Source organism: Vibrio ziniensis (genome assembly GCF_011064285.1).
In the GTDB taxonomy this organism is placed as follows: domain Bacteria; phylum Pseudomonadota; class Gammaproteobacteria; order Enterobacterales; family Vibrionaceae; genus Vibrio; species Vibrio ziniensis.
Window position 1 is genome coordinate 847,627 of sequence record NZ_CP049331.1, and the last position, 18,555, is coordinate 866,181.

Genomic DNA, 18,555 nt, shown 5'->3' on the forward strand with positions numbered 1-18,555 from the left:
AATGAGTTTCTGTCAAATTAGATATATTTGACCGAATAGCGAGACGGCTTGTGGTTCATGGCAAGCACGATATTTAGTACTACAGCACCAGCTATAGAGAACATGATGACCGATGGTGTTAAGTAGAATAGAGATGCGAAAACAATAATGCAGTCTAAAACTAACTGTGTCTTACCAACTGAAATACCGAATTTGTCTTGTATGAACAGGCATAGCACGTTAAAACCACCCAAGCTTGAGCGGTGGCGGAATAGAATCAACATACCTAAGCCAGTTAACAAGCCGCCAGCCAAAGCACAGTAAGCGGCATCAATATGTTCTATGGCAATGAAGTTCGAAAGGTGATCGGTAAAAACAGAGACCAAGCCACAAGAGATTGCTGTGTTTACAGAGAATTTCACACCGAAGCGTTTCCAAGCGAGCAGATAGAACGGCACGTTAACGAAGAAGTACAGTGTACCGAAGCTCCAAGGGAATATGTGAGTTAAAAGAAGTGCCAATCCCGCAGTTCCACCGGTGATCAGGTTTGCGGCTTTGAGAAAAAATAAACCTTGAGACACGATAAATGTGCCAGTGAAGATCGCTACCCAGTCTTCCTTCCGTGAATGTGTTTCCATTTGAGATGCCATTAATTGCTAAAAAATAAGTAATTGGTAAAGAATAAGTGGATACTAATTAAAACCCGATCTTTTCGGTAGCTAGCGAACAAAAATTAGGGTAAACCTATGTAATTCCAAATTTACACTGTGTAAAGAAAATGTAGACACTCATCTTAAAAGCTTTAAAGATGAGCAGTATTGTTAATCAACATGAAAAAACTGCATGATAAATTCTGTAATTTGGGCTTTATGATATAAATCAAATTATGTAGAATGCGCGCCATATTACGGTGACGAAAACGTTTGCTTTTGGTCGTTGTGTGGTTTTTTGCTACTTTCAGTCAAATCTGAGTCAGGAGATACAGATGCTTAAGCGTGATATGAACATCGCTGATTATGATCCGGAGCTATACGCTGCCATTCAGGAAGAAACTCTTCGTCAAGAAGAGCACATCGAACTTATCGCTTCAGAAAACTACACCAGTCCGCGTGTAATGGAAGCTCAAGGTTCTCAGCTAACAAACAAATACGCTGAAGGTTACCCTGGCAAGCGTTACTACGGCGGTTGTGAGTACGTGGATAAAGCGGAAGCTCTAGCAATCGATCGTGCATGCCAACTATTTGGTTGTGAATATGCTAACGTTCAGCCTCACTCTGGCTCACAAGCAAACAGCGCAGTGTACATGGCTCTTTTAAATCCAGGTGATACTGTTCTAGGTATGAGCCTAGCACACGGTGGTCACTTGACTCACGGTTCACCAGTAAACTTCTCTGGTAAACACTACAATGTGATTCCTTACGGTATCGATGAAGCGGGTCAAATCAACTACGACGAGATGGAAGCACTTGCTCTAGAGCACAAGCCTAAGATGATCATCGGTGGTTTCTCAGCTTACTCTCAAATCGTTGATTGGAAACGCATGCGCGAAATCGCTGACAAAGTAGATGCTTACTTGTTTGTTGATATGGCACACGTTGCTGGTCTGGTTGCTGCTGGCGTATATCCAACACCAATCCCACACGCACACGTTGTAACAACAACAACGCATAAAACTCTAGCTGGCCCACGTGGCGGTTTGATTCTTTCAAACGCTGGCGAGGAGATGTACAAGAAGCTGAACTCAGCAGTATTCCCTGGCGGCCAAGGCGGTCCTCTAATGCATGTTATCGCTGGTAAAGCGGTAGCGTTCAAAGAAGCTATGGAACCTGAATTCAAAGCTTACCAACAACGTGTTGTGAAGAACGCGAAAGTAATGGTTGCTCAATTCCAAGAGCGTGGTTACAAAATCGTATCTAACGGTACTGAAAACCACCTGTTCCTTGTTGATCTAATCGACAAAGACATCACGGGTAAAGAAGCCGATGCAGCACTTGGTGCAGCAAACATCACTGTAAACAAAAACTCAGTGCCAAACGATCCTCGTAGCCCATTCGTAACTTCTGGTATCCGTGTTGGTACTCCAGCAATCACTCGTCGTGGTTTCGGTGAAGAAGATGCAAAAGCATTAGCTAACTGGATGTGTGATGTTCTAGACAACATCAACGATGAAGCGGTTATCGAAGCAACGAAACAAAAAGTGCTTGATATCTGTAAGCGTCTACCTGTTTACGCATAATCGTTACATGATACTTAAGAGGCCTGCAATGCAGGCCTTTTTTTTAGATTGCTTATTCCGTCTCTAGAGAACAATGATGGATTCTACTTCGCCATACTGATTAACGTGCCGGACTTACATTTGAACATGTAGTATTTGTTGCTTTCAGTAAACTTACCTAAGCCTTCACCGTCGCAGTATTCGATATTAATTTCACGCATCACTTCTAAAGTGTCTTCACTTGCTAGGGCAAACTTCGAACCATCGGAGCAGACGATACGCACTTGTCCGTCATCGCCCACAGAATAAACGTCCACTTCAGTATTACAAAGTTCAAAAGAAGCTTCACGATAATTGTCAGTTTGTGTATTGGAAGAGCAACCGGCTGCTATTGCAGCCACTAGTACGAAAGCAAACTTGGCTGAGTTCTCCATTATCAATGTCCTTCTGCGATTTGTATGGATTAACTATAGCCATAAAAAAGGCGATATGCCTTTTAAGATACATATCGCCTTTATCGCATTTAGCCAGTTATTCTATTATTTAACTTCTAAACCTTGAGCTTGCATATCTGCATGGTAAGAAGAACGAACAAATGGGCCACAAGCAGCATGAGTAAAGCCAAGCTCAAGAGCCACTTCTTTTAGTTCATCAAACTCTGCTGGTGGAACATAGCGTTCTACTGGTAAATGGTGACGACTCGGTGCTAGGTATTGGCCTAGAGTCAGCATAGTCACACCGTGATCACGCAGGTCTTTCATAACTTCGATGATCTCTTCTTTGGTCTCACCAAGGCCCATCATCAAACCTGATTTTGTTGGGATCTCAGGATGTTGCTCTTTGAATTTTTGTAGCAGTTGTAGTGACCATTTGTAGTTCGCACCTGGGCGCGCTTTACGATACAGACGAGGAGCCGTTTCTAAGTTATGGTTGAAGACATCTGGTGGGTTGTCTTTTAGCAGATCCAACGCAATATCCATACGACCACGGAAATCCGGGACCAGAGTTTCAATACGAATGTTCGGATTCAGTGCGCGAATTTCTCGGTTACAGTCAGCAAAGTGTTGTGCCCCACCATCACGTAGATCGTCACGGTCTACAGAGGTGATAACCACATACTTCAGTTTCATGTCACTAATCGTTTTAGCTAGCTTTTGCGGCTCATCAGTTTCAGGTGCTACAGGTCGGCCATGGGCAACATCGCAGAATGGGCAACGACGAGTACAGATAGCGCCAAGAATCATAAAGGTTGCAGTACCGTGGTTGAAACATTCAGCCAAATTAGGGCAAGACGCTTCTTCACAAACTGAGTGCAGGTTGTTCTTACGCATCGCTGATTTAATGTCTTGGATTCGTTGGCTGTCTGCTGGCAGCTTGATCTTCATCCATTCAGGTTTACGTAATACTTCTTTTTGCTCTGTAGGCATGTTCTTAACAGGAATCAGTGCCATTTTATCAGCGTCACGGTATTTGACGCCTTTTTCCATTTGGATGGGTTTGCTCATACTTTAGTTACCGATTGAGGGTGCTTCAGTGCTGAATTCGACATGCTCGTAGCCAAATAGCTTTACGAGTTCTTGGATTAATTGTTTTTCTACTTGGTGGATATCTGATGGGCCACCTAAGTTACTCACTTGTACCATTTCCATTCCTTGGTAGCCACAAGGGTTAATACGCAAGAAAGGGGAGAGGTCCATATTTATATTTAACGCTAGCCCATGAAATGAGCAGCCTTTGCGGATACGAAGTCCAAGCGAACAAATTTTTTTACCATCAACATAGACACCTGGTGCATCTGGGCGTGCTGCTGACTCAATATCGTAATTTTTCAGAGTGTTAATAACGAGATTCTCAATATCAGTCACCAAATCTCTAACACCTAACTTCTTACGTCTTAGGTTAATTAGAAAATACGCCACTAACTGACCTGGACCATGATAGGTCACCTGACCGCCTCGGTCGCTCTGTACAACCGGAATATCACCAGTATTAAGTAAGTGCTCAGCTTTACCTGCCTGACCTTGTGTGAATACGGGATTGTGTTCAACAAGCCAGACTTCATCACGAGTATCTTCGTCACGCTGATCGGTAAATTTATGCATAGCTTGCCAAACAGGATGGTAGTCTCGACGACCCCATTGTCTGACAACAAGCTGGTTATCTAGTGTCATATTCCGTCAGTGGTTGTTAAAAAGTTTGGGGGATTATAAACGTCTTGAGAGCGATGAACTACTCATCGCGGTTATTTTTTTGACCATGTTTTAAGTGGTGTTTTATTAACGTTGTGATAAATATAAAGAAAGCAGCATTATGCTGCTTTCAAAAATATTTTAATTGATATTAAATTATTTGATATTAGTCCGATTATAGAACCATGCGAACAATTTCGATATCACCCAGTTCTTTGTAAAGGGTTTCAACTTGCACAATTGATGTTGCGGTAATGGTCACAGATACTGAGTGATAATTACCTTTTGCGCTTGGCTTAACTCGTGGGCTGTAATCGCCAGGAGCATGACGTTGAATGACTTCGAGCACAAGTTCTGGTAATTCAGGTTTAGCATGTCCCATCACCTTGTAGGTAAAAGAACAAGGGAACTCAAGCAGGTCTTTCAATTTTGCATCAGAGTTGATGGTCAACATATTGGAAACTCCAAGTTTGGCATTCGATTAAGCGGTGCGAATAGTACAGCCTATCGAAGTGGATCTCAAGTGAACAAAAAAGCCGCTAAAAGCGGCTTTTTAAAACTAATCGCTTTGGTATTAGAATAAGCTTTTGAATAGTAGAACAATGTAGTCCCATAGGCGACTGAACAAGCTACCTTCATTCACATCTTCAAGTGCTAATAGCGGGTATTGAGCAACATCTTCATTGTCTACTTGGTAGTAAAGCTTACCAACGACATCACCTTTCTTAATTGGGGCTTTGAGCTCTTTTTCAAGTACAAAGCTTGCAGTAAGATCTTTTGCCTGACCGCGAGGTAGAGTGACATACGTGTCTTCATCGACACCTAGAGCAACTGTTGATTTGTCGCCCATCCAAATTTGTTCTTCAACGAATGTTTCGCCTTTCTTATGTGGTGCAACTGTTTCGAAGAAACGGAAACCGTAGCTCAATAACTTTTTGCTTTCTGATTTACGAGCATTTGCATCTTTGGTTCCCATCACAACAGCAACCAGGCGCATTTTCCCTTCCGTTGCGGAACTTACTAGGCTGTAACCTGCATTTGAAGTGTGGCCAGTTTTGATGCCGTCAACGTTCATGCTTTTATCCCAAAGCAGACCGTTACGGTTGTATTGAGTGATGCCGTTGTAAGTAAATTTTTGCTCAGCGTAAATAGCGTACTCATCTGGCACATCACGAATCAGAGCTTGACCAAGCAAAGCCATGTCATGAGGTGTTGAGTAGAGGTTTGGATCATCTAGACCATGTACGTTAGCGAAATGCGTGTTGGTCATTTTTAATGAGCTTGCCCATGCGTTCATCAGATCGACGAACGCGTCTTCCGAACCCGCAATGTGCTCTGCCATTGCTACACAAGCATCATTACCAGATTGGATAATGATACCGCGGTTTAGATCGCTTACTTTTACTGTAGTACCAACTTCGATAAACATCTTAGATGAATCTGGGAAGTTTTTAGCCCATGCATTTTTACTAATGACTACGTCATCATTAACAGAAATATTTCCACGCGCGAGTTCTTGTCCAATAACATAGCTTGTCATCATTTTTGTCAAACTTGCAGGAGATAGCTTAGTGTCCATCTCTTTTTCAGCCAGAATCTTACCTGAATGAAAATCCATCAGAACGTAGCCATGTGCGGCGATCTGTGGTGCGTCTGGCATAACAATAGGTGCAGCTGCGGCTGTGAATGAAACAAGAGTTGAAAGCGCAGCGGACGACGCCAGAACAGAATTTAAAATCAATTTTTTCATGGTAAATGCGTGTTATTTAGTTGGTTGTGTATATCTTAACAGAAACGACCATTCAAACCAGAGGCGATATGGCTTGGGGGATGGTCATTGCTGTGCAACTTGGTACTTTTTAATAAATGCAGTTTCGTAACCTAAGGACTTTACACGTTCTAGAGTCTCTTGAGTCAGCGTATAGTCAGTAAAAGGGCCTAAAACAACTCTATGACTACCGCTTTCACTATCAATAAAACTTTGTACCGATAAACTTTGTCCCAAATTTTGCGATAAAGTTCGCACTCTTTCTTCATTTTGTGAAGAAACGACCTGAATTATATACCTAGGGTCTGAACTTTTAACTATCGTTGTCAGTGGTTTATCCACTTTAATAACTTCAATTGCGACGTTTGCCGTGCCGGTTTTTATCACATCTAATTTGTATGCAGCTGCATAGCTTAAATCGATGATGCGACCTGAGTGAAATGGACCTCGATCGTTGACTCGAACTATGGCTGTTTTATTGTTATCGAGATTGGTGACTTTAACATAGCTTGGTATTGGCAGTGTTTTATGAGCTGCGCTCATTGAATACATATCATAAATTTCGCCATTAGATGTAAGGTGTCCATGGAACTTCTTGCCATACCAGGAGGCTTGCCCTTGTTCTTTAAAACCATCGGTATTTTTAACAATCTGGTATGTAGCACCACGTAACGTGTAATCTTTATTCCCACCTCGGCTATAAGGTTCATATTGAGGATGTGCATCTTCAATGTGCTCTACTGATATAGGTGCATTAGGTGCAACATCATCTTTAATGTCATAGCGGTCGCCAGAGCTCGAACATCCAGCAAGGATTATCAACACTAACAACGGAAAAAAGAACGCTTTCAATTTCATTAAGTCGCCTTTGAAAATGCTTTTCTGTGAGTGTGAATCGACATTAGGATACCGAAGCCCGCCATCAAGGTAACCATTGATGTGCCACCGTAGCTGACCAGAGGAAGCGGAACACCTACTACAGGTAGAATGCCACTCACCATGCCGATATTCACAAATACGTAAACAAAGAAGCTAAGAACAATACTGCCAGCCATCATGCGGCCAAACGCAGTTTGCGCATTGCTTGCCAAATAGAGTCCTCGCCCGATGATAAACAAATAAACGGATAGAAGACCTAAGATGCCAATCATGCCCCATTCTTCGGCGATAACTGCAAAGATAAAGTCAGTATGTCGCTCTGGTAGGAATTCTAACTGAGATTGTGTACCGTGCAGCCAACCTTTGCCCGAAATACCACCCGAACCGATAGCAATTTTACTTTGGATAATATGGTAACCCGCACCTAGTGGGTCTGATTCTGGGTTAAAAAGTGTACGCACGCGAACTTTCTGATATTCGCGCATCAGGAAGAACCATAGCACAGGGATAAAGGCACCCACGCCGACCCCAGCCGCTATGATGATCTTCCAACTGATGCCAGCAAGGAAGATAACGAACATGCCTGATGCAGCAATCAGGATTGAAGTACCTAAGTCAGGTTGCTTAGCAATCAAGATAGTAGGAACCAATACCATCACGATTGATGCAATCAGGGTTTGAAAATTAGATGGTAGTGGGCGCTTACCGACGTAACGTGCAACCATCAAAGGTACTGCCAACTTGAGCAATTCTGACGGTTGGAAACGTACAAAACCTAAATTTAACCATCGCTGAGCACCTTTAGATGATTCACCAAAAAAAAGTACCCCGAGTAGTAAAATAATACCGGCGAAGTAAAGCAAAGGCGCAAGGCTTTCATAAGTTCGAGGTGATATCTGTGCTAAACCAATCATGACAGTTAGCGCCAATACCATACGCATTGCCTGACGATCCATCATCGCCATGTTTTGTCCGCTGGCACTGTACATGACCATGAGAGAAAAACCAAAAACGGCCAAAATACCAATCAGCAGAGGCAGATCGATGTGAAGTCTTTCAAATAGAGCTCGGCTTTGTCCTGTTGAAGGATCCAGTTTCATTGCTCGTCGTCCTCTTTGGCACCCAAAATAATATGATCGAAAATGCGTCTGACCACTGGAGCACCGTTGGTCGAGCCACCACCTGCGTTTTCTAAAACGATAGTGACAATAGCTTGTGGATTGTCGACAGGAGCAAATCCAGTGAACAACGCGTGGTCGCGTAAGTGTTCTGCCAACTCGTCTGCGTTATATTCCTGTCCTTCAGCCAAGCCGAATACCTGAGCTGTACCAGATTTACCAGCACTTTTGTATTTCAGATTTTGAAAAGCGCGTCTTGCGGTACCTTTTTTACCATGGTTAACCAAATACATGCCTTCGGTCGCCATTTCCCAGTATTTATTAGGAACTCCGGTAATTGGAGGATAGCTGACATATTCCGCCTCTTTCTGATGGGAGAACTCTTCGCCATTGTTGATGGTTGAACGCAGCAAATGCGGAGCCCAAACTTCACCTTCATGAACCAGAACCGAAGTCGCTTTGGCAATTTGCATCGGTGTCGCTGTCCAGTAACCTTGACCGATACCTACAGGGATAGTATCTCCCTGATACCATGGTGTTCGGTGACGGGACATTTTCCATTCTCGGGTTGGCATGTTTGCTTTACTTTCTTCGTAAATATCGATGCCAGTGTAATCACCAAAACCAAAGCGCATCATCCAGTCAGATAGGCGGTCAATGCCCATATCGTAGGCGATTTGGTAAAAGAAGGTATCCACCGATTCTTCTAGAGCTTTGATAATGTCCACTTTACCGTGGCCCCAGCGAAGCCAGTCGCGGAATGGGCGTGTGGTCGAGTTCGGGATTTTCCAGTAACCTGGGTCGTTTCGAGTAGTATTCGGTGTAATTACCCCTTCTTTCAAAGCTGATACCGCGATAAAAGGTTTGACGGTAGAGCCTGGAGGATAAATACCAAGAGTGGTACGGTTAACCAGTGGTCGATTTTTATCGTTTAAAAGGTTGCTGTAATCTTTGCCAGAAATACCGTGAACAAAGGCGTTAGGGTCATAGCTTGGGCTTGAAACCATCGCCAAGATTCCATTGTCTTCAGGATCGAGTACAACTGCAGAACCACGTCGCCCATCGAGCAACTTATGAACATAAAGTTGCAAATCAATGTCTAGGTTTAGAACGATATCTTGACCAGGAATAGGTGGCACATACTTAAGGGTTCGAATTACTCGGCCACGACTGTTCACCTCTACTTCTTGGTAACCAGCGGTACCGTGCAAAGTGCTTTCATAAAAACGTTCAATACCCAGTTTGCCGATATCCCTTGTTGCTTGGTAGTTAGCGACTTGCTCATCTCTTTCTAGTCGTTCAATATCTTTATCATTGATGCGAGAAACGTAGCCGATAACGTGCGTCAGAACTTCTCCATAAGGGTAGTAGCGCTTTAAACTTGCAGTAACGGTTACTCCTGGGAACTTGTGCTGTTGCACTGAGAATTTCGCAACTTCAGTTTCAGTAAGTTGAGTCAGAAGAGGGACTGAGTTAAATCGGCGAGAATGACGGCGCTCTTTATCAAATGCCGCAATTTTTTCCGGTGTAATTTCTAGGAATTGTTGCAGGCGAGCAATCGTAGCATCGATGTCTTTAACTTGCTCTGGAGTGATTTCCAAGTTAAACACAGGGCGGTTTTCCGCCAACAAGCGTCCATTTCTATCGTAGATTAGTCCCCGGTTTGGCGCGATAGGGACCACTTTAATGCGGTTATCGTTGGAGCGAGTTTTATAATCTTGGTATTGGTTGATCTGAATGTTGTAGAGGTTCGCGATAAGAATCCCCATCATCAACACTATGCCAATAAAAGATACCACAGCACGGCTTTTGAAAAGCCGTGCTTCAGCGATGTAATCTCGAAACGGGTTACTCTTACGTAACATCGATGCCTATTCTCGGTGATATGGATGGTTGGCAGTAATACTCCACGCCCGGTATAAGCTTTCCGCCATTACGACGCGAACTAACGGATGTGGCAAAGTCAAAGGTGATAAAGACCAGCTTTGTTCAGCGGCGGCTTTACAGGCTGGTGATAGACCTTCAGGTCCCCCAATCAAAATAGATACGTCTCGAGCATCTAGCTTCCAACTCTCCAGCTGTCCGGCTAGTTCCTCTGTATCCCAACGTTTGCCTGGGATGTCGAGAGTAACAATTCTGTTTCCTTTTGGCACGGCAGCTAACATAGCTTCGCCTTCTTTTTGCAGTATTCTTGCAATATCAGCATTTTTGCCTCGTTTGCCAGCGGGGATTTCAACTAACTCTAGTGGCATATCGTGGGGGAATCGACGGCGGTATTCTTGAAAGCCTTCTTCAACCCATTTAGGCATTTTAGTGCCTACGGCAATAAGCTGAATTTTCACCATTAGCTCCAAAGTTTCTCTAATTGGTACATTTCACGCTGTTCTTCCTGCATTACGTGCACCATGGTTGTTCCCATATCGACAACCACCCATTCACCTTCGTTCTCACCGTCCATTCCTAGTGGGTCGAAACCGATTTTTTTCGCTTCACTCGCTACGTGGTCTGCAATAGATGAAACGTGACGCTTGGAAGTGCCAGTGCAAATGATCATGTAATCAGTCACACTTGATTTACCTTGTACGTCTAAAGTGATGATGTCAACGGCTTTCATGTCGTCAACTTTGTCTGCAAGAAAGGTATTTAATTCTTCGCGTTGCAAGGGGTATTCCTCTGAAATGGTCTATTGGTACAATTTTTACTATTTAGCCGCGCAGTATAACACTGTTTACACTGGCAAAGGGATGTTTGCCTGAGGAACGGCGAACTCTACGCTTAATTGATTGATAAGTGGCCAACTAGGCTGCTCGTATTGAGTCTTAGCCAAGACTTCAGTTTGAGCAAGTAACCGAATAAGGTTCTGCAATTTATTGATTGATAGTCGTTGCAGAGCCGCAGAGTACAGCGGACGTTTATTCTGCCATACTCGATGCTTATCAAATACGGCACCGATTCCCAAGGTGTTGAGTTGCTGCTTCATTTGTAGCAGCAGTAATAGCTCTTTCTGCAAAGTCCTCATCAAAATAATTGGCTCGACAGCTTCTGCTTCAAGTTGTCTTAAAATTCTTTGAGCTCGATTCGCTTTGCCTTCTAGTAGTGCATCCATCCAGTGGAATGGCGTGAAATGGTTGTGTCTATCTAACGACTCTTGGAGACGAATAAGGTTTAATTGGCCATCTGGATAATTGAGAGCCAGTTTCTCCAAACTTTGCATCAATGCAAAAAGATTACCTTCATGCCACTGAGCGAGCATTTGAACCGCTTCAGCATCGGGACTCAAACCTAGGGAGCGACAACGTGTCATTACAAACTGAGGTAGACGAGATAAATCGGGTGTTAAACAATTGACCAGACAACCATTCGCAATCAGCGTTTTAAACCAAGCGGCGCTCTCTTGAGCTTTAGTCAGTTTGTTGCCAATCACAATCAGGACAATGTCTGGGTTAAGGTATTCTGCTACTGTTGCCAGAGATTTAGATAAAGTAGCGTTAAGGCCAGCCTCAGCAATCTCTAATACAATGATCTGTCTGCTGCAAAATAGGCTCAAAGATTGGCAGCAATCATAGACTTGTGTCCAATCTAAGCCGTTGTCGACCGTGAAATGGTGTTTTTCTTCAAAACCTTCACTAAGCGCTTTTTTTTCTACTGCTTTGACTGACTCTTGAGTTAGTAAGGGTTCACCACCAAATATGAGATAAACGGGTAATAACGATTTCTGTAATGAATCCGCTAGTTTATCGGCATAGATTCTCATTGCTTTGACTACTCAGTTTTCGTTTGAGCAGAAGGCTCTAAATGAGTTTCGATAGTATCGATCTGGTAAGTTTCGCTAGCTTTCTGTGCCTTATCAGACTCTTTGCTATCCGCCTTTTCGTCCATAGTACCCGCCTGAATTGAAGCTTTTAGTCGTGCCATTTGACGAACAATTTGAGTTGCCGCAAGCTTGCGCATCTCATCTTCCATCATGTCACGTTCTACTGACTTAGCGAGTGCTGTCAGCGGGTTATCTAGATAGCTGCGAGTTACGCTTGTCGAAAATGTCTTAGTACCAATTTGTGGAATGGTCACTCGGTAAGATACTAACAGCGTAAGTTCTTTTTCTGCAGCTCGAGTTGTTTGATATAGGGATAAGGTCCGAGTACTTGTCCCTTCTTTGATCAAATGAATATTTGGCACATTGTCAGCAGGTTGAACGATTTCAATTTCATTCATACGTAACTGACGATTTACGATACGTGTAAAGCTACTGTACTGATCGTAACTAGTAACTGAAAGTTTACTTAATTCATCAGGTATATCGTAATCGCCACGCAGATGAAAGCCGCACGCACTTAATAGGGTTGCAGAGAGGAAAATCAGTGACAATTTCAATATAGATGAACATGTGAAACGCATGGGCTTATTATTCTCTTAAGATCACTTATGTTAGAGCACAATGGTTTATACGCTAACATAAGTAAACAGGGCGTAATGCCCTGTTTACAGACAACGTGAGTTTGAATTAGTTCGCTACGATATTAAGTAGCTTACCAGGAACGTAGATAACCTTACGTACGGTTAGACCTTCAGTAAATTTCACTACGTTTTCGTCAGTTAGACCAAGTGCTTCAACTTGCTCTTTAGTCGCATCAGCCGACACCGTTAACTTACCGCGTAGCTTACCGTTTACTTGAACAACGATCAGCTTTTCATCTTCAACTAATGCCGCTTCATCGAATGTTGGCCATGTTGCACTATCGATATCTGACTTACCTAGCGCAGCCCAAATTTCAAAACAGATGTGTGGAGCAATAGGGTAGAGCATCAGTGCGATTGCTTTTACAGCTTCATCCAGAATTGCGCGATCTTGCTCTGACTCTTGTGGCGCTTTTGTCAGCTTGTTCATCAGTTCCATGATAGCTGCAATTGCAGTGTTGAACGTTTGGCGACGAGCGATATCGTCCGTTACTTTCGCAATAGTTTTATGAACATCACGACGAAGTGCTTTTTGGTCAGCGGTTAGTGCGCTTGCATTAACGGCTACTGCTACACCTTTCGATGAGTGTTCACGAGCCAATTTCCAAACACGTTTTAGGAAGCGGTTTGCACCTTCAACGCCAGATTCTTGCCATTCAAGCGTCATATCAGCAGGTGATGCGAACATCATGAATAGACGTACTGTATCTGCACCGTATTTATCAACCATCTCTTGAGGGTCGATACCGTTGTTTTTAGACTTAGACATTTTGATCATGCCTGAGTGTTCAACGCTGCGACCTTGGTTGTCTACTGCTGAAGTAATGTTACCTTTACCATCACGTTCTACTTTTACTTCTGTTGGCGAGATCCACTCTTTTGTGCCTTTCTCGTTAGTTAGGAAGAAAGCATCAGCCAATACCATGCCTTGGCAAAGTAGCTGTTTAAATGGTTCATCAGAAGTTACATAACCCGCATCACGTAGCAATTTATGGAAGAAACGTGAGTAAAGTAGGTGCATACACGCGTGTTCAATACCACCGATGTATTGGTCTACAGGTAGCCAGTAGTTCGCTTTTTCTGGATCTAGGATGTCATCTGCTTGTGGAGAACAGTAACGAGCGTAATACCAAGAAGACTCCATGAAGGTATCGAATGTATCGGTTTCACGTAGTGCTGGCTCGCCGTTAAAGGTCGTTTTTGCCCACTCTTTATCTGCTTTGATTGGACTGGTTACACCATCCATTGTGACATCTTCAGGCAGAATGACAGGTAGTTGATCTGCTGGTACAGGGTGAACTTGACCATCTTCAGTGGTTACCATTGGGATTGGAGCACCCCAGTAACGCTGACGAGATACACCCCAGTCACGCAGACGGAAGTTAACTGTCTTAGTGCCTTTACCTTCAGCTTCCAATTTTGCAGAGATAGCATCGAATGCTGCCTGGAATTCAAGACCATCAAACTCACCTGAATCGAACAGTACACCTTTTTCTGTGTAAGCTGCTTCAGAGACATCGAGCTCGCTGCCGTCAAGAGGTTTGATGACAGGAACGATGTCTAGACCGTATTTAGTTGCAAATTCGTAGTCACGTTGGTCGTGAGCAGGTACAGCCATTACGGCGCCTGTGCCGTAATCCATCAGTACGAAGTTTGCTACATAAACAGGAACTTCACGGCCGTTTAATGGATGGATCGCAGTTAGGCCTGTTGCCATGCCTTTCTTTTCCATCGTCGCAATTTCTGCTTCTGCAACTTTCGTGTTTTTACACTCATCAATGAAAGTTGCTAGCGCTGGGTTAGTCGCAGCTGCTTTTGTTGCTAGAGGGTGACCAGCAGCGATACCTACGTACGTTACGCCCATTAGTGTGTCAGGACGAGTGGTGTACACTTCGAGATCTTGAGCTTCGCCTTTCACTTCGAACTTAAGTTCAACGCCTTCTGAGCGACCTATCCAGTTACGCTGCATAGTTTTAACCATTTCTGGCCAGCCATCAAGCTTGTCTAGATCATCTAATAGCTCTTGAGCGTACGCAGTAATTTTAATAAACCACTGTGGAATTTCTTTCTGTTCTACTGGAGTATCACAGCGCCAACAACAACCATCTTCAACTTGTTCGTTAGCCAGTACTGTTTGGTCGTTTGGACACCAGTTTACTGAAGAAGTTTTTTTGTAAACTAAGCCTTTCTCGTAAAGCTTAGTGAAAAATTCTTGTTCCCAACGATAATACTCAGGACGGCAAGTTGCGAATTCGCGATTCCAGTCATAACCAAAACCTAGCAATTTAAGCTGGTTTTTCATGTATTCGATGTTTTCGTATGTCCAAGGAGCTGGAGCTGTCTTGTTTTTTACTGCAGCATTTTCTGCTGGCAGGCCGAACGCATCCCAACCAATTGGCTGCATAACGTTCTTGCCTTGCAGGCGCTGGAAGCGAGAAACAACATCACCGATGGTGTAGTTACGAACGTGACCCATGTGCAGTCGACCACTTGGGTATGGAAACATAGACAGACAGTAGAATTTTTCTTTATTTGGGTCTTCACTTACAACGAAAGTCTTGTTGTTATCCCAGTGCTGTTGAACTTTTTGTTCAATATCTTGCGGGTTGTATTGCTCTTGCATCGATGATATCCGGTTCTCTTGGAATTTGTGAGTTCAGTTTGAACAGACTCTTTTAGATCGACATAGAATACATAAAGGAGCACAGCACAACAATAGCCAATCCGATTTGAAAGAGAGGTCTTATGCCAAAACAAAAATCTGGTTATGAAGCATTACTTAAAGATGTCGTTGAAACTCTCAAGCATAGCCGTGAGGAAGTCAGTCATATTATGGAGACTTCTGGCAAAATTGTCAGTGCGGCTAATGATTTAACCAAGGATGAATTATCCCTTATATCTGAATATGTTAAATCGGATTTGAAGGAATTCGCTGAAAGTTATGAAGAGAGCAAAAGTGGCCCTTTTTACCTGATGATTGCAGACTCTATTTGGCAAGGGCTGCTCGATATCACGGACAGAACCAAAGTGGAGTGGGTGGAATTGTTTCAGGACTTAGAGCATCAAGGGTTATACCAAGCCGGCGATATGATAGGACTTGGGGTGTTGGTGTGTGAAAGCTGTGGCCATAAGGTGCAATATAATCACCCCTCAGAGATTGCCCCTTGTATTCATTGTGGCAATAAAGTGTTTGGTCGTTTACCACTTAAACCTTAATACCAATCATATTAATGTCCTATTCAAATAGACATTGAGTACCGATAAGCAAATCCTCCGAGCCATGGAAGGCTAGGTGGAGCTCCTTGGGTGGAGTTCTTATTAAACCATAAGTGAGTGTTTGCGTTCGCTGCTCATTGTCTGATACTGAACAGCTTAATAGTGAAATTGGTATAACCAAGACAGAGTCTAAAATAACAAAAGAGCCCTTAGGGCTCTTTTACTTGGTGTATATCATCATTCTGATGGGTGCTTTCTTTGGTTGATAGCACATGCGATTAATCCCAGCGACACCCAGATATACAGTGGCCAGCTTCCGTACCAATGGTAAGGTGTTTGACCACGAGTAGGAATCATATCTACTTTAAGTACCCCAGTCTCAAACTGTGGCAGTTCCTTTATGATATGTCCTTGGTAATCGGTTACTGCTGTAACGCCATTGTTGGTTGAGCGCACGACGGGTTTCCCCATTTCCAATGCTCTCATTCGAGCAATTTCCATGTGTTGCAATGGACCAATCGATTTACCAAACCAAGCATCGTTAGAAAGTGTGAGTATAAAGTCAGTGTCTTCGTTGACGTTCTGTCTCACCTGTTCATTGAAAATGATTTCGTAGCATAGTGCAGAGGCGAATGTATGCCCACTAATACGGATGTTTTTTTGAACAAAGCTACCTCTGCTAAAGGAAGACATCGGTAAGTTAAAAAACGGTGCTATAGGTCGGAGTATGTCGCCAAATGGCACAAACTCACCAAATGGTAGCAAATGATGTTTATTATAACGTTTCGAAACATCGTAGCTGTACTCTGCGTCATGAGTACCCCCAACGGCTAATATACTGTTGTAGAATTCTCTATTTTCATTTTGGTTGAGGATTCCCAGAATGATACCGCTATTATTCATTCGAGCGAGCTCATCAAGGCTTTTTAGATAAGAAGGTAGCTCATATTCAAAAGCAGGCACTGCGGCTTCAGGCCATATGATGATATCCGCATCCCAGTTTTCTCGACTTAAATCTGTATATTTCATGATGGTCGGCCAACGATGCGATGGCGCCCATTTTAATGCCTGATCAATATTTCCTTGAATTAAGGCGATTTTAGTTGAACGTAGAGGTTGAGGAGTAACCCATTGCGCAGCGTTAAGACCATAGCCTGTCGCAAAAACAATGGCTGGAATAGCGAGTGTCGACCAAGATTTGCTTATAAATGAATAAGCCAAACAACCCGAACAGATTAAAACGAGTAGAGTAAGGAGTTCTACACCACCTATTGGTGCAAAGTTAGCGAGCGGGCTGTCGATTTGACTATATCCTAACCATAACCATGGGAAGCCAGTCATAACCCAACCTCTGAGCCAATCACCGATTATCCAGAGTATTGGGGCTGCAACGAGCAATCGCATACGATTACTTGTGTGGAAAAATCGATTTATTGTCCATCCAAACAAAGCTGCATAGATGGCCAGATAAGCAATTAATAATACCATCAAAAAAACGCTGGCTATCTTGGGCATGCCACCGAAGGTATCGATACTGACATGAACCCAACTGATACCTGTTGCAAATTGTCCTATTCCCCAGCAGTAGCCTATCCAAGCCCCTTTTTTTGCGGATTGTTTGTTTAATAGAAGTAGCAGTATAGCCGGGCTGATGAAAGCAAGTGGCCAAATTTGATAAGGAGCGAATGATAGAGTGGTTAAAGCGCCAACAAAAGCGGCCGCAAGCGGCCGCATTAGGCGATGAGTCAAGATATTATTCATCTGCTATTTTTATAGACTCTTAGTTAAGAGACAAAAAAGAATTATTCTTCAGCTATTTCAGGAAGAGATTCCATATCTGGAATGGTTACCTGAAGCTGTATTACCCTACGGCTATCTGCTGCGGTGACTTTAAAGCTGTAATTGCTGATTTCAACCACTTCTCCACGGGTAGGCAAATGACCAAATGCTGTCATTACCATACCACCGACGGTATCAACTTCATCGTCGCTGAATTGCGTTTTAAAAGTATCGTTAAAATCGTCGATGGTCGTAAGTGCTTTAACAGCATAAGTGTGCTTGCTAAGCTTACGAATCTCTAATTGCTCTTCGTCATCTGTTTCGTCTTCGATTTCGCCGACAATCTCTTCTAGAATATCTTCGATGGTTACAAGACCAGAAACTCCGCCGAATTCATCCACTACAATCGCCATGTGATAGCGCTCTTCACGGAACTCTTTTAATAAACGGTCTACTCGTTTACTTTCCGGTACGACGACTGCTGGGCGTATCACCTCTTCAATATCAAAAGGGGTGCTATTGGAACCTAAATACTTGAGTAAGTCCTTCGCAAGTAGAATGCCTTCAACATGGTCCTTATCTTCACTGATCACCGGGTAACGGGAGTGCTGTGCATCGGTGATAAGTGCAATCAACGTATCCAAATTATCGGTACGTGAAATTGTGACCATCTGAGAGCGAGGGATCATAATATCTCTGACTCGCATCTCTGAAATTTCCATAACACCTTCGAGCATGTCGCGGGTATCGTGGTCAATTAAGTCATTTACTTCAGAGTCACGAATTACATCTACCAGCTCTTGGCGATCTTTCGGCTCTCCCTGAAACATTTGACTCAGGCGTTCAAAGAAGGACTTTCTACTCGGACCTTCAGACTTTTCTTTTTTACCTTCGTTAGAAGGGGGCGAACTGTCTTCCATTATTTCTCTAATTGTTAACGCTATCAAAGTGTGATAG

Annotated in this window: 18 protein-coding genes; 2 read left to right on the plus strand and 16 right to left on the minus strand. The window is 43.3% G+C overall.

All coding sequences use genetic code 11. The features are described from left to right. Positions 1-17: 17 nt before the first annotated feature. Entirely contained in the window at positions 18-617 is a 600-nt protein-coding gene (locus tag G5S32_RS03855) for a YitT family protein (protein ID WP_165310573.1), read from the minus strand. Between the two features lie 347 nt (positions 618-964). On the opposite strand from G5S32_RS03855, the gene glyA reads away from it, so the two are divergent. Further along, a complete protein-coding gene (gene glyA, locus G5S32_RS03860) occupies positions 965-2,215 on the plus strand; it encodes a serine hydroxymethyltransferase (protein WP_165310574.1) in 1,251 nt (416 codons plus the stop codon). Between the two features lie 83 nt (positions 2,216-2,298). Here glyA and G5S32_RS03865 read toward each other — a convergent pair whose 3' ends face one another. The 13 genes from G5S32_RS03865 to leuS all read right to left on the minus strand — a co-directional run bounded on the left by G5S32_RS03865 (position 2,299) and on the right by leuS (position 15,226). After that, on the minus strand, positions 2,299-2,628 hold the full coding sequence (locus tag G5S32_RS03865) for a hypothetical protein (protein ID WP_165310575.1): 330 nt from the start codon (positions 2,626-2,628) through the stop codon (positions 2,299-2,301). A gap of 105 nt (positions 2,629-2,733) precedes the next feature. Further along, positions 2,734-3,699: a lipoyl synthase gene (gene lipA / locus G5S32_RS03870; protein WP_165310576.1), complete on the minus strand. Its 966-nt coding sequence runs from the start codon at positions 3,697-3,699 to the stop codon at positions 2,734-2,736. A 3-nt stretch (positions 3,700-3,702) separates the two neighbouring features. Then, entirely contained in the window at positions 3,703-4,365 is a 663-nt protein-coding gene (lipB, locus tag G5S32_RS03875; RefSeq protein WP_165310577.1) for a lipoyl(octanoyl) transferase LipB, read from the minus strand. Between the two features lie 193 nt (positions 4,366-4,558). Further along, positions 4,559-4,837, minus strand: a complete 279-nt coding sequence (gene ybeD / locus G5S32_RS03880) for a DUF493 family protein YbeD (protein ID WP_102940236.1) — start codon at positions 4,835-4,837, stop codon at positions 4,559-4,561. Between the two features lie 120 nt (positions 4,838-4,957). Next, positions 4,958-6,133 carry a serine hydrolase gene (locus G5S32_RS03885; protein ID WP_165310578.1) on the minus strand — a complete coding sequence of 392 codons (1,176 nt, stop codon included), beginning with the start codon at positions 6,131-6,133 and terminating at the stop codon, positions 4,958-4,960. Between the two features lie 84 nt (positions 6,134-6,217). After that, positions 6,218-7,009, minus strand: a complete 792-nt coding sequence (locus tag G5S32_RS03890; RefSeq protein ID WP_165310579.1) for a septal ring lytic transglycosylase RlpA family protein — start codon at positions 7,007-7,009, stop codon at positions 6,218-6,220. Next, positions 7,009-8,130: a rod shape-determining protein RodA gene (gene rodA, locus G5S32_RS03895; protein ID WP_165310580.1), complete on the minus strand. Its 1,122-nt coding sequence runs from the start codon at positions 8,128-8,130 to the stop codon at positions 7,009-7,011. Before rodA ends, G5S32_RS03890 begins: the two co-directional genes overlap by 1 nt. After that, entirely contained in the window at positions 8,127-10,013 is a 1,887-nt protein-coding gene (gene mrdA, locus G5S32_RS03900) for a penicillin-binding protein 2 (RefSeq protein WP_165310581.1), read from the minus strand. The genes rodA and mrdA overlap by 4 nt, the downstream gene beginning before the upstream one ends. 6 nt (positions 10,014-10,019) lie before the next feature. Beyond that, on the minus strand, positions 10,020-10,490 hold the full coding sequence (gene rlmH, locus G5S32_RS03905; RefSeq protein WP_165310582.1) for a 23S rRNA (pseudouridine(1915)-N(3))-methyltransferase RlmH: 471 nt from the start codon (positions 10,488-10,490) through the stop codon (positions 10,020-10,022). 2 nt (positions 10,491-10,492) lie between these two features. Then, the gene (gene rsfS / locus G5S32_RS03910; protein ID WP_042486474.1) at positions 10,493-10,810 is read right to left on the minus strand and encodes a ribosome silencing factor; all 318 of its coding nucleotides are present in this window, start codon (positions 10,808-10,810) and stop codon (positions 10,493-10,495) included. 66 nt (positions 10,811-10,876) lie between these two features. Beyond that, entirely contained in the window at positions 10,877-11,902 is a 1,026-nt protein-coding gene (holA, locus tag G5S32_RS03915; RefSeq protein WP_165310583.1) for a DNA polymerase III subunit delta, read from the minus strand. An 8-nt stretch (positions 11,903-11,910) separates the two neighbouring features. Then, positions 11,911-12,543: an LPS-assembly lipoprotein LptE gene (locus tag G5S32_RS03920; RefSeq protein WP_165310584.1), complete on the minus strand. Its 633-nt coding sequence runs from the start codon at positions 12,541-12,543 to the stop codon at positions 11,911-11,913. A gap of 106 nt (positions 12,544-12,649) precedes the next feature. Beyond that, positions 12,650-15,226: a leucine--tRNA ligase gene (gene leuS, locus G5S32_RS03925; RefSeq protein WP_165310585.1), complete on the minus strand. Its 2,577-nt coding sequence runs from the start codon at positions 15,224-15,226 to the stop codon at positions 12,650-12,652. A gap of 122 nt (positions 15,227-15,348) precedes the next feature. Here leuS and G5S32_RS03930 point away from each other — a divergent pair, with 122 nt between their 5' ends. Further along, positions 15,349-15,819, plus strand: a complete 471-nt coding sequence (locus tag G5S32_RS03930; RefSeq protein WP_165310586.1) for a zinc ribbon-containing protein — start codon at positions 15,349-15,351, stop codon at positions 15,817-15,819. Positions 15,820-16,056: 237 nt separating this feature from the next. On the opposite strand, the gene lnt is transcribed toward G5S32_RS03930, so the two are convergent. After that, complete coding sequence (lnt, locus tag G5S32_RS03935) at positions 16,057-17,580, minus strand: apolipoprotein N-acyltransferase (protein ID WP_165310587.1); 1,524 nt, start codon at positions 17,578-17,580, stop codon at positions 16,057-16,059. Positions 17,581-17,621: 41 nt separating this feature from the next. Beyond that, complete coding sequence (gene corC, locus G5S32_RS03940) at positions 17,622-18,521, minus strand: CNNM family magnesium/cobalt transport protein CorC (protein WP_165312702.1); 900 nt, start codon at positions 18,519-18,521, stop codon at positions 17,622-17,624. Positions 18,522-18,555: the final 34 nt, after the last annotated feature.

Coding starts and splice junctions, on each gene's coding strand:
- G5S32_RS03920 (WP_165310584.1), bottom strand. CDS start 12,543: ATGCGTTTCACATGTTCATCTATATTGAAATTGTCACTGATTTTCCTC.
- G5S32_RS03865 (WP_165310575.1), bottom strand. CDS start 2,628: ATGGAGAACTCAGCCAAGTTTGCTTTCGTACTAGTGGCTGCAATAGCA.
- rodA (WP_165310580.1), bottom strand. CDS start 8,130: ATGAAACTGGATCCTTCAACAGGACAAAGCCGAGCTCTATTTGAAAGA.
- lipB (WP_165310577.1), bottom strand. CDS start 4,365: ATGACACTAGATAACCAGCTTGTTGTCAGACAATGGGGTCGTCGAGAC.
- G5S32_RS03890 (WP_165310579.1), bottom strand. CDS start 7,009: ATGAAATTGAAAGCGTTCTTTTTTCCGTTGTTAGTGTTGATAATCCTT.
- ybeD (WP_102940236.1), bottom strand. CDS start 4,837: ATGTTGACCATCAACTCTGATGCAAAATTGAAAGACCTGCTTGAGTTC.
- G5S32_RS03885 (WP_165310578.1), bottom strand. CDS start 6,133: ATGAAAAAATTGATTTTAAATTCTGTTCTGGCGTCGTCCGCTGCGCTT.
- lipA (WP_165310576.1), bottom strand. CDS start 3,699: ATGAGCAAACCCATCCAAATGGAAAAAGGCGTCAAATACCGTGACGCT.
- lnt (WP_165310587.1), bottom strand. CDS start 17,580: ATGAATAATATCTTGACTCATCGCCTAATGCGGCCGCTTGCGGCCGCT.
- mrdA (WP_165310581.1), bottom strand. CDS start 10,013: ATGTTACGTAAGAGTAACCCGTTTCGAGATTACATCGCTGAAGCACGG.
- glyA (WP_165310574.1), top strand. CDS start 965: ATGCTTAAGCGTGATATGAACATCGCTGATTATGATCCGGAGCTATAC.
- G5S32_RS03855 (WP_165310573.1), bottom strand. CDS start 617: ATGGAAACACATTCACGGAAGGAAGACTGGGTAGCGATCTTCACTGGC.
- leuS (WP_165310585.1), bottom strand. CDS start 15,226: ATGCAAGAGCAATACAACCCGCAAGATATTGAACAAAAAGTTCAACAG.
- holA (WP_165310583.1), bottom strand. CDS start 11,902: ATGAGAATCTATGCCGATAAACTAGCGGATTCATTACAGAAATCGTTA.
- G5S32_RS03930 (WP_165310586.1), top strand. CDS start 15,349: ATGCCAAAACAAAAATCTGGTTATGAAGCATTACTTAAAGATGTCGTT.